The sequence below is a fragment of the Ruegeria sp. AM4 genome, from assembly GCF_056540665.1.
Genome location: NZ_JBQFXD010000006.1, coordinates 190037 through 201899 on the forward strand (window position 1 = coordinate 190037; position 11863 = coordinate 201899).

Consider the following 11863-nt stretch of genomic DNA (forward strand, 5'->3'; position numbering starts at 1 on the left):
TACCTCAAATCTTGCGGAAGGGGGGACGGGAGAAAGGGCAGCACCCTTACTCCTCAACCTCCGCATCCAGGAGTTCCATATTCAGGCCGAGGCCACGGACTTCTTTAACCAGAACGTTGAACGATTCCGGTACGCCCGCTTCAAAGTTATCCTCGCCCTTGACGATCGACTCATAGACCTTGGTCCGGCCGGCGACGTCATCCGATTTCACGGTGAGCATCTCCTGCAGGGTGTAGGCGGCGCCGTAAGCTTCCAGAGCCCAGACTTCCATCTCACCAAAGCGCTGACCACCGAACTGCGCCTTACCACCCAACGGCTGCTGGGTGACCAGCGAGTACGGGCCAGTCGAACGCGCGTGGATCTTGTCATCCACCAGGTGGTGCAGTTTCAGCAGGTACTTGATGCCCACGGTCACCGGACGTGCAAATTGCTCACCGGTACGACCGTCGAACAGAACCGACTGACCGCTTTCCGAGAAGCCCGCACGCACCAGCGCGTCGTTGACGTCAGCCTCTTTGGCACCGTCAAAGACCGGGGTCGCGATCGGAACACCGCGGGTCACGTTGCCCGCAGCCTCGATCAGGCCATCCTCGTCCAGACCGGTGATGCCTTCTTCGTAGACATTCTCGCCATAGGCCAGTTTCATCGCTTCGCGCACAGGGGTCAGGTCGCCGGAGCGGCGGTATTCACCCAGAGCGTCGTCAATGTTCAGACCCAGACCGCGTGCGGCCCAACCCATGTGGGTTTCAAGGATCTGACCGACGTTCATACGCGACGGCACACCCAGCGGGTTCAGACAGAAGTCAACCGGAGTACCATCGGCCAGGAACGGCATGTCTTCCATCGGAACAACCTTGGAGATCACACCTTTGTTCCCGTGACGACCGGCCATCTTGTCGCCCGGCTGCAGCTTGCGCTTCACGGCGATGAAGACTTTGACCATCTTCATTACACCCGGCGGCAGGTCGTCGCCACGGCGGACTTTCTCGACCTTGTCTTCGAAACGGGCGTCCAGAGCACGCTTTTGCACTTCGTACTGCTCGTTCAGAGCCTCGACGATCTGTGCGTCCTGCTCACCTTCCAGCGCCAGTTGCCACCACTGACCACGGGTCAGGGTTTCCAGCAGATCCTCGGTGATCACCGACCCTGCCTTGACGCCTTTCGGGCCTTTGACAGCGGTTTTACCCAGGATCAGGCCTTGCAGACGCGCATAGATGTTGCGGTCAAGGATCGCCAGTTCGTCGTCCCGGTCACGGGCCAGACGTTCGACTTCCTCACGCTCGATCTGCAGCGCACGCTCGTCTTTCTCGACGCCGTGACGGTTGAAGACGCGAACCTCAACGACCGTACCGTAATCGCCCGGCTTCACGCGCAGCGAGGTATCGCGCACGTCAGATGCTTTTTCACCAAAGATGGCGCGCAGCAGCTTTTCTTCCGGAGTCATCGGGCTTTCGCCCTTCGGAGTGATCTTGCCGACCAGAATATCGCCCGGCTCAACATCCGCGCCGATGTAAACGATGCCCGCCTCGTCGAGGTTGCGCAGCGCTTCTTCACCGACGTTCGGAATGTCGCGGGTGATCTCTTCCGGGCCCAGCTTGGTGTCACGGGCGGCGACTTCGAATTCCTCGATATGGACCGAGGTAAAGACGTCGTCACGCGCGATACGTTCCGAGATCAGGATCGAGTCTTCGTAGTTGTAACCGTTCCACGGCATGAACGCGACGACCACGTTCTTACCAAGCGCCAGTTCACCCATGTCGGTCGACGGACCGTCGGCAATGACCTCGCCCTTCTGGACGGTGTCACCCACCTTGATCAGCGGACGCTGGTTGATGCAGGTGTTCTGGTTCGAACGCTGGAATTTGCGCAGACGATAGATGTCAACGCCAGCGTCACCCAGTTCCAGATCCTCGGTGGCACGGATAACGATACGCTGGGCATCGACCTGGTCGATGATACCGGCGCGTTTCGCCTGGATCGCGGCGCCCGAGTCGATCGCAACCTTTTCCTCGATGCCCGTCCCGACCAGCGGCGCCTCGGCGCGCAGCAGCGGAACCGCCTGACGTTGCATGTTCGAGCCCATCAGAGCGCGGTTGGCGTCGTCATTTTCAAGGAACGGGATCAGCGATGCAGCGACTGATACCAGCTGTTTCGGCGACACGTCGATCAGGTCCACATTCTCGCGCGGGGCAAGGGTGTAGTCACCGGCCTGACGGGTCGAAACCAGATCGTTGATGAACTTGCCATCCGCATCCAGCGTCGCGTTCGCCTGCGCCACGGTGTGACGCATTTCTTCGGTCGCGGACATGTAGTGAACCTCATCGGTCACCTCGGCGTCTTTGACGACGCGGTAAGGTGTTTCGATGAAGCCATACTTGTTCACGCGGGCAAAGGTGGCCAGCGAGTTGATCAGACCGATGTTCGGACCTTCGGGCGTTTCAATCGGGCACATCCGGCCATAGTGGGTCGGGTGTACGTCGCGCACCTCAAAGCCCGCACGCTCACGCGTCAGACCGCCGGGGCCCAGCGCCGAGAGGCGGCGTTTGTGGGTGACTTCCGACAGCGGGTTGGTCTGGTCCATGAACTGCGACAGCTGCGACGAGCCGAAGAATTCACGAACAGCAGCCGCAGCCGGTTTCGCGTTGATCAGGTCCTGAGGCATGACCGTGTCGATCTCGACCGACGACATACGCTCTTTGATCGCGCGCTCCATGCGCAGCAGACCGACGCGGTACTGGTTTTCCATCAGTTCGCCGACCGAACGCACACGACGGTTGCCGAGGTGGTCGATATCGTCCACGTCGCCTTTGCCGTCGCGCAGTTCAACCAGCGCCTTGATGCAGGCCACGATGTCTTCGCGGTCCAGCGTGCGCTGTGTATCGGGCTTGTCCAACGCCAGACGCATGTTCATCTTCACGCGGCCAACGGCGGACAAGTCATAGCGCTCACTGTCGAAGAACAGAGTGTCGAACAGCGCCGACGCGGCCTCGACAGTGGGCGGCTCGCCCGGACGCATGACGCGATAGATGTCCATGAGCGCGCTTTCGCGGTTCATGTTCTTGTCCTGCGCCATGGTGTTGCGCATGTAGGGGCCGACATTGACGTTGTCGATGTCCAGAACCGGAATGTCAGTGACGCCCGCGTCGATCAGGTCCTTCGCGGTACCGCCGATCAGATCGCCGTCCTTGTCGTATTCCAGCGTCAACTCGTCACCAGCCTCGACATAGATCGCGCCGGTTTCTTCGTTGATGATGTCCTTGGCGACGTACTTGCCAACGATGTGATCGAACGGAACCAGCAGGTCTGTTACGGCACCTTCGTCGATCAGTTTCTTGACCGCGCGCGGGGTAACTTTCTTGCCCGCTTCGGCAATCACTTCACCGGATTTTGCGTCAACCAGATCATAGGTCGGACGGGTGCCGCGCACACGTTCCGGGAAGAACGGCGTGACCCAGCCTTTCTTCTTGTCCAGCTTGTAGGACACGGTGTTGTAATACGCATCCATGATCGCTTCCTGATCCAGACCCAGCGCATACAGCAGGGTTGTCACAGGCAGTTTGCGGCGACGGTCGATACGGGCGAACACGATGTCCTTGGCGTCGAACTCAAAGTCCAGCCAGCTGCCGCGATACGGGATGATGCGGCAGGCAAACAGCAGCTTGCCCGAGGAATGGGTTTTGCCCTTGTCGTGATCAAAGAACACACCGGGCGAGCGGTGCATCTGGGACACGATCACACGCTCGGTGCCGTTCACGATGAAGGTACCGTTCGGCGTCATCAGGGGCATGTCGCCCATGAACACGTCCTGTTCCTTGATGTCCTTGACCGATTTCGCACCGGTATCCTCATCGACATCAAACACGATCAGACGCAGAGTGACCTTGAGCGGCGCGCTGTAGGTCATGTCGCGCTGCATGCACTCTTCGACGTCGTATTTCGGCTTTTCCAGATCGTATTTCACGAACTCCAGAACGGAGGTTTCGTTGAAATCCTTGATCGGGAAAACCGACTGGAACACACCTTTGATGCCTTCGCCATCTGCGGGCTGCTCTGCATCGCCGGAGCGCAGGAAAAGATCATAAGAAGATTTCTGCACCTCAATGAGGTTCGGCATTTCCAAAACTTCGCGGATTTTGCCGTAATATTTACGAAGACGTTTCTGGCCAAGGAACGTTTGAGCCATGTCAGATGTCACCTTTCGATGTTCTCAGCGGGCAAAGACACCGTCGGGCCCCGGCATCTTGCACATTCGAGACGACACGTCCGGATCAATTCGTGGCCACCGTCCCGAAGGCGGCCTCCCGATCCGAAAACCGTGTCTTAGAAAACGCCCCAAACCTTGAGGCCCTTTCTAAGACAGGTTCGGCTGGACCCGGATTTCTCCGGACCCAGCCAAATTTTGTGGCGCATCAGCGATGCACCTGTCGGTTGGCTTAGGCCAGCTCGACTTCGGCGCCAGCTGCTTCCAGCTTGCCTTTGACTTCTTCGGCTTCGTCTTTCGACACGCCTTCTTTGATCTTGCCGCCAGCTTCGACCAGCTCTTTGGCTTCTTTCAGGCCCAGACCGGTGATGCCGCGAACTTCTTTGATCACGTTGATTTTCGAAGCGCCGGCGTTCTTCAGAACGACGTCGAATTCGGTTTTCTCTTCCTCAGCTGCGCCACCGGCGTCGCCACCGGCTGCGACCATTACGGCGCCGCCAGCTGCGGGCTCGATGCCGTATTCGTCTTTGAGGATGGTTTTCAGTTCTTGTGCTTCCAGCAGGGTCAGACCCACGATGCTTTCTGCGAGTGCTTTCAGATCAGCCATTTTATCAGCTCTTTCCGTTTACAGTGTGTGTTCCAACGTCAGGGGCAGTCCCCTACGCAGATCATTCAGTGCCAACCGCTTACGCAGCTTCCGCCTTCTCTTCGATGGTGGAAAGGATGCTTGCGATGTTGCTTGCAGGTGCGCCAATCGCGCCGGCGATGTTCGAAGCAGGTGCGCCAATGCAGCCCACGATCGAAGCAATGAGCTCCTCGCGAGACGGCATTTTCGAAACTGTTTCGACGCCTTTGCGGTCCAGAGCGTTCTCGCCCATTGCACCGCCAAGGATTTCGAACTTCTTGTTCTCCTTGGCGAAGTCCTCGGCCACCTTGGCTGCTGCCACGGGGTCCTCGGAATAGGTCAGAACGGTCATCCCTGTCAGCAGGTCGGCCATGCTTTCACACGGCTTACCCTCAAGGGCGATTTTGGCGAGCCTGTTCTTGGCAACACGCACGGAGCCACCCGCGTCACGAGCACGTGCGCGAAGGTCCTGCATCTCGGCAACTGTCAGACCGGCGTAGTGAGCAACCACTACGACGCCAGAGCTTTCGAAGATTTGGCCGAGTTCCTCGACCACTTTCTCTTTCTGGGCTCTATCCACAGTTCTCTCCAAGTTAGGGGCGATACCTCACCCCGGCTCATATTTGCCGAGGGGTTAACCCCGGCGTTCAGGTCCGTTGTTACGGGATTGGCCAAAATGCGCCCGAGGATCGTGACCCTCAGAATTCTTTGGTCTTACCCGTCTCAGGCAGGGAATTAAGGGGCCATATGGCACCACCCACCGTCTTGGACGAAACAAAATAAAGCGCACGACGAATCGCACGCTTTATTCCGTGGCTCTACTTAGGACAGATGGGCCGGGTTTCCAAGGGGTAAATCACCCGCGAAATCAGTTTTCACGGTCATAGATATTGACGCACCAAAACTCAAAAGCCCCGCTACTTTACCCCGACTTTATTGCAACGACGACATACTGAGTGATTGAGAAAAAGAATTGCCCCTTCTTGGCAAGATCATGCTGTTCGTCGAACCATGCCTGTGCAATCTCTGCGTCAGCATGACCATTTTCCACGACGAAGTGCTTCATCAGGTGCATCATCATCATTGCGATTCCGTCAGGTTTCAACTGATGATCTGTCATCGTGATGGGCACGATTTCATCCACTTGATGACCGTAAGACCTAATTAGGCCCGGAAGCCGTTCTGGAACAGAACCACTGGCAAAGTGCTGATCCCAACTCGATAGCATCGACCGCATTCTTTCCATCTCGGTGCTGAACCAAATCAGACTGTCAAAATGCAGATCGCTTACAACCAGGCGGCCCCCGGGTTTCAAACAACGCATCGCCTCGTTCAAAGCGCCATCAATATCTTCTAGATATTCGAAAACCTGCACCGAAGTTGCCTTTTCGGCAGAGCCATCTTCCACCGGTAATGCATTTGCGAAACCAGCGCGCAGTTCTACACATTCATAACCGCCGCAACGTTCCTTGGCGGCTACCATCATGTCTGAGCTAGGATCAATGCCGATAATACGACCGCTTGGCCCGACCGCCCGCGCAAGCTCGGCGGTCAACAGCCCGTTTCCACAACCGATGTCCAGGATCGTTTCTCCCGGCGCGGGCTTCAGAGCGTCAAAGGTCGCTTGCCGCCTCCGAGTTATGTCGGCCCCCTGATAGGCGATGTCGAGTAACTTGGCCGTTTCTGCATCAAACTTGAGCATTTCGCCCCCTTTTCCACGCGGGAATTGCGCCCGATACTATGGGAATTTGCGAGCAAGCGAAACTTAGTGAACGGTACTGAACCGGTTTATCAAAGAAAAATCCCGGGCAGTTCGCACCACCCGGGATAAATTCTTCAAAGCTTTGTCTAAGGCTTATTCGCCCGCAGCAGCCGCCACGTCCAGCGTCACGCCGGGGCCCATGGTCGAGCTCAGCGCGATTTTCTTCATGTAGGTGCCTTTGGCGCCCGACGGCTTGGCTTTGGCCACGGCCGAGATAAAGGCGCGGACGTTTTCGACCAGCTTGGCTTCGTCGAACGACGCTTTGCCAACACCGGCGTGCACAACGCCGCCTTTTTCCGCCTTGAACTGAACTTCACCGCCCTTGGCTGCTTCCACGGCCGCTTTCACGTCCATGGTCACGGTGCCGACTTTGGGGTTCGGCATCAGGTTGCGGGGGCCCAGAACTTTACCCAGACGCCCGACGATCGGCATCATGTCCGGGGTGGCGATGCAGCGATCGAATTCGATGGTGCCGCCCTGAATGGTTTCCATCAGGTCCTCTGCGCCGACGATATCCGCGCCTGCTTCTTTTGCTTCGTCAGCTTTCGGGCCGCGCGCAAAAACCGCAACACGCATCGCTTTGCCGGTGCCGTTCGGCAGGCCGACAACGCCACGGACCATTTGGTCCGCGTGACGGGTGTCAACGCCCAGGTTTAGAGCGATTTCGATGGTTTCGTCGAATTTCGAGGTCGCGTTGCCTTTGACCAGGGAAACAGCTTCTTCGACCGACAGGTTTTCCTTGCCAGCGACAGCTTCGCGCGCAGCGCGGGTACGTTTACCGAGTTTTGCCATCTTACTTCACCTCGATGCCCATAGAGCGGGCCGAGCCCAGGATGATCTGCATTGCGCCTTCAACGTCGTTGGCGTTCAGATCTTTCATTTTGGCTTCGGCGATTTCGCGAACCTGCTTGGTGGTTACGGTGGCCACGGTCTCGCGACCTGGGTTTTCCGCACCACGGGGACGGTTCCGCTTGCCAACCGGCTTCAGACCAGCCGCTTTTTTCAGGTAATAAGACGCGGGCGGCGTCTTGATGTCCATGGTGAAGGACTTGTCCTGATAATAGGTGATCACGGTCGGGCAAGGCGCACCCTGCTCCATGTCTGCAGTCTTGGCGTTGAACGCCTTGCAGAATTCCATGATGTTGATGCCGCGCTGACCCAGCGCCGGACCAACTGGCGGCGACGGGTTCGCCTGACCTGCAGGAACCTGCAGTTTCATTGTACCAGCAAGCTTCTTGGCCATTTGGTTTCTCCTTTTCCAACACCCTGTGGACGCGTCCGCAGGGCCATTTCGATGGGGTTACCCATCCAAGTTGTGTGGTCTGGTCTGCGTATCGCGATACGCGCGCCTCCCACGAGAATCTGCCGAATGATCGACAGAGGCGCGCATTACACCCAATTGTGCCGCGTGGCAAGCCGCTTTGGGCATCCCGTTTCGCAACACCGGACCGATACAAAGTCTTTGACGTAAACGGAAGCGCATAGTCTTGTTAAGCCAGCCTAGCGCGAAAACATGTACCAGCGGAGGATCCAGTAAGATGATTGCACTCAGAACCCTGACTGTTGCGGCACTGGTTGCAACAAGCGGCCACGCCTTTGCCGAGACCGCCGAAATCAACGGAGCCGACATCTATTATGAATCTATCGGAGAGGGCCCGCCGATCCTGATGATGCACGGAGGGCTGGGCCTGAGCCATGACTACCTGAGGCCGTATTTCGACACATTGGCCGACTCTCATACGGTCGTTTATTATGACCACTTCGGCAATGGCCGGTCAGCCAAGCCCGACGACTATGCCGAAATGTCGTTTGATCGACTGGTTTCGGATGCGGCCACGCTTATGGACCATTTGGGCCATGAGACGTTCACGCTAATCGGCCATTCCTATGGCGGCTTTATCGCGCAGGAATTTGCGGCTCAGAACCCTGATCGCCTTGATGGGATTGTTTTGATCGACACAATTCCGGCGCTGGATTACCAGCCGACGATTTCCGGCCCGGATGAGTTGATGGCCGCGTTCGGCAAGCTGTTCAGTCAGCCGATGGCGGATGACGAAGATTGGCGCGACACCTGGGGTCAGGTGGTGCAATTGTATTTCAAGGAATACCCCGAAGACATCGGCGCGGATCTGGATGCGCGCACGGTTTATGAACACCGGGCCTGGAACGCCGCCGGGGCATTGCTCGGATCATTCAACACGTTGGAAAAGCTGCCTGGAATCGACGTGCCGGCGCTGGTTTTGGGTGGACGGCATGATGGCATTACGCCGCCGGGACCGGGCGCTGAGCGGATTGGCCAGCTAATGCCAAATGCAACAGTCGTGATCTTCGAGGACTCGGCACATTATCCGTTTATCGAAGAGCAAGACGCTTTCTTCGACAGCCTGACCGGCTGGCTGGATCGCTGACGCGGCATTGGGTCGGCCAAAGGTGCCATCCCAAAGCCCGGAATATCGAATCGACAGCGGGCGCAGACTTCCGTCGCCCGAGGTTTGCTCATCGCGTCAAGTAAGCTGGCACAGGCCAGCAACTGCCTAAAAACACAGCAAAAACACAAACTTGGCGGCGCGTCGCTCATGCCATTGGCGCTTGTGTCACAATATTTCGTGGCTGTGATATACTCGGGAAAATTAGGAATTTTTGTGGAGGTTAATTATGATCATTCGTTTCATCCTAACTATTGGTGTCGCGCTCTCTCTTGCTGCGACTGCGCCTCAGACGGCCCGAGCCGACGCTGGTGATTTCATCGGTGGTGCGGTTGTTGGCGGGGTCTTGGGATACGCGATCGGTAAAGACCAGCAAAAGAAAAAGACTGCGCGGTCATCGACTTCAACCCGAACGTATCGACAGGGAATACCCTCGACCACGCAAGGGGCGCAAACCCAAACGGCGCTGAATTACTTTGGTTACAACGCTGGCCGCGTTGACGGACAAGTCGGAAGCGGCACCCGTTCGGCTATCGAACGCTACCAGGCGTCAATGGCCTATCCCGTCAACGGCCGCGACTTCCAGCCGTATCAGTACGACTTTCTGATGCAGGCCTACTATTGGGCGACAAGCGGTGGACAGGCGGCAACGCGCCTCACAGGTCAGCCCCTTTTGATGGAGTACCGTCGTCAGGTACAGACGGGTTCAACCCTGGCTGCTGCGCCTCAGCCCCAGGCCCAGCCACAGTTCCAAGCCCAGACGCAGCCCCAAGCCCAACCCCAGGCACAAGCCATTCCGGTTCTCAAACCCAAAGAGCCCGAACCTGCGCCCGAGTTGGCCACCACGGAAACAGCATCCGCTAGTCTGCCAAGCCTGTTTTCCGGCGGCACCGGTGGCCAGTCGCTGGCCAATCGTTGTAGCGGTGTCATGCTGCAAACGTCGACCAATGGCGGCTACATGACATTGGCGAACATGTCCGATCCAGACTTTGCGCTCAGCGAACAGTTCTGCCTTGCGCGCAGCTATGCGATTTCGCGCGGCGAGGATCTGATGCAGGACATTCAGGGTCTGACCCCGGATCAGGTCGCCGCCCAATGCGACTCGTACGGAGAAATGCTGGCACCGCAAGTTGATGCCCTGTCTCTGAGTGCAAAATCAGAAGCGGAAACCAAGATGCGCAAACTTGCGCTGGAGTCCGGCCTGAGCCCCGAAGATCTTGCCGCGACAAGCAAGGTTTGTCTGGCGATTGGCTACCGTCAGGACAACATGGATGCTGCAGTGGGCTCGGCCCTGATGCTGGTCGTGACGGGTGAGCCCGCCTACGGAGAGCTGATTGGCCACCACCTGCGCGAAGGCTTCGGTGTACAAAAGCGCCGCGACCTTGCCATGCAATGGTACGACGCCAGCCTTTCGGCACTGGACGCCGGATCGCAGGCCGTCTTCCTGCCATCCCAGACCGACCGGCCGCAACTGTTGCGTGCAGCAATGGTTCAGACGCAATAAGTCGACGCGGGCATTCGTTTCGACGCCTGCCAATATGGGAAAAGACGCCGCGTTGCTGGTAGCACCGCGGCTTTTCCATCTAATGGACGACAGAGCTACCTGACCCGGCAATTGAGCGCGTGAATTCTATGTCGCACCCCTCATCCGAATCCGACCAACACCAAAACAAGGTTGATGCCCTGATTGATTGGATGGTCGACGGGGCCCGTTCTGCGGGGAATGCCATCGATATCATCGAAGGTATCTGTACGCGGCTTCTGGATGCAGGCGTCCCGATCGACCGGTTCGGATTATTTATCTGGACGCTGCACCCCAACCTGAAGGGCCGCCGCTTCATCTGGAAAGCCGGAGAAGGCGTTGACCGGATTGACGCACCGTCGCAGCTGTTTTCCACGGCGATCTACACCGATAACCCCCTGCCCCATGTGATCGAGCGGCAGGAACCGATCCGCCGACATCTGGAGGACCCCAATTGCCCCGAGGACTACATCATCGTGGGTGAGCTGCGCGAGCAGGGATTCACAGACTATCTTGCGCAGCCCCTGATCTACCTCAACGGTGACACCCATGTCTGCACCTGGTCCAGCGCAGCGCCTGGCGGCTTTTCCGATCGTGACCTGACCATTCTCCATAGGGTTCGCGGACCCCTCGCACGGCTGACGGAAACCTACATGCTGCGCCTTGATGCGACCTACCTTCTGTCCACCTATGTGGGCCGCAACAGCGGGGCGCATATCCTGGACGGAAAGGTCCATCGCGGCGACGGTGACGAGATCGAAGCTGTCATCCTGTTTGCAGATCTCAAAGGTTTCACCCGGCTATCAAACTCGGTCTCGGGCGATGCACTGGTCCGGCTTCTGAATGACAGCTTTGATTGCCTTGTTCCTGCGGTAATGGACCACGGTGGCGAAATACTGAAATTCATGGGGGACGGGTTCTTTGCGATCTTCCCAACCAGCGATCAATTGCCCCCGGAAGTCCAGATCAAAGCCGCAATCGCAGCCGCGCGTGATGGCTGGGCGTCACTGAGCGCTGCCGAGTTCGACAACAAGATCGGCGTCCGAACGGCAATCCACTACGGCCGCTTTCACTACGGCAATATTGGCGGCGGTGATCGTCTGGATTTCACCGCCATCGGCCCGGACGTAAATTTAACGGCCCGATTGGTCGCGGCGGCGACGGATTTGAAACGCGACAACATCCTGTCGGACGCGGCGGCGGCGATTCTGCCTGAGCTTTGCGAGCAGGTCGGAACTGTATCCCTCAAAGGCTTTGGCGCAGACCAGACAGTTTGGCAGATCCGCGATCCACAAATGTAAAAGGGCGCCCGCAGGACGCCCCGTGT

The 11863-nt window shown here is 57.9% G+C and carries 9 protein-coding genes; 3 read left to right on the plus strand and 6 right to left on the minus strand.

Annotation, left to right across the window (positions count from 1 at the left end; translation table 11 throughout):
* Positions 1-46 precede the first annotated feature (46 nt).
* The 6 genes from rpoB to rplK form a co-directional block, all read right to left on the minus strand.
* Positions 47-4183 carry a DNA-directed RNA polymerase subunit beta gene (gene rpoB / locus ACR0JA_RS13840; RefSeq protein ID WP_480575693.1) on the minus strand — a complete coding sequence of 1379 codons (4137 nt, stop codon included), beginning with the start codon at positions 4181-4183 and terminating at the stop codon, positions 47-49.
* Between the two features lie 250 nt (positions 4184-4433).
* Positions 4434-4808 carry a 50S ribosomal protein L7/L12 gene (gene rplL, locus ACR0JA_RS13845; RefSeq protein WP_010441182.1) on the minus strand — a complete coding sequence of 125 codons (375 nt, stop codon included), beginning with the start codon at positions 4806-4808 and terminating at the stop codon, positions 4434-4436.
* A 79-nt stretch (positions 4809-4887) separates the two neighbouring features.
* Entirely contained in the window at positions 4888-5406 is a 519-nt protein-coding gene (gene rplJ, locus ACR0JA_RS13850; protein WP_170714638.1) for a 50S ribosomal protein L10, read from the minus strand.
* Positions 5407-5748: 342 nt separating this feature from the next.
* A complete protein-coding gene (locus tag ACR0JA_RS13855) occupies positions 5749-6528 on the minus strand; it encodes a methyltransferase domain-containing protein (protein ID WP_480575696.1) in 780 nt (259 codons plus the stop codon).
* Positions 6529-6681: 153 nt separating this feature from the next.
* On the minus strand, positions 6682-7380 hold the full coding sequence (gene rplA / locus ACR0JA_RS13860; protein WP_010440987.1) for a 50S ribosomal protein L1: 699 nt from the start codon (positions 7378-7380) through the stop codon (positions 6682-6684).
* 1 nt (position 7381) lies between these two features.
* Positions 7382-7831 (minus strand): 50S ribosomal protein L11, encoded by a 450-nt coding sequence (gene rplK, locus ACR0JA_RS13865; RefSeq protein ID WP_113791694.1) that lies wholly within the window; start codon positions 7829-7831, stop codon positions 7382-7384.
* Positions 7832-8126: 295 nt separating this feature from the next.
* On the opposite strand from rplK, the gene ACR0JA_RS13870 reads away from it, so the two are divergent.
* The 3 genes from ACR0JA_RS13870 (at position 8127) to ACR0JA_RS13880 (ending at position 11837) form a co-directional block, all read left to right on the plus strand.
* Positions 8127-8996 (plus strand): alpha/beta fold hydrolase, encoded by an 870-nt coding sequence (locus ACR0JA_RS13870; protein ID WP_480575699.1) that lies wholly within the window; start codon positions 8127-8129, stop codon positions 8994-8996.
* 247 nt (positions 8997-9243) lie between these two features.
* Positions 9244-10518 carry a peptidoglycan-binding domain-containing protein gene (locus ACR0JA_RS13875; protein ID WP_480575702.1) on the plus strand — a complete coding sequence of 425 codons (1275 nt, stop codon included), beginning with the start codon at positions 9244-9246 and terminating at the stop codon, positions 10516-10518.
* Between the two features lie 128 nt (positions 10519-10646).
* The gene (locus ACR0JA_RS13880; RefSeq protein ID WP_480575704.1) at positions 10647-11837 is read left to right on the plus strand and encodes an adenylate/guanylate cyclase domain-containing protein; all 1191 of its coding nucleotides are present in this window, start codon (positions 10647-10649) and stop codon (positions 11835-11837) included.
* Positions 11838-11863: the final 26 nt, after the last annotated feature.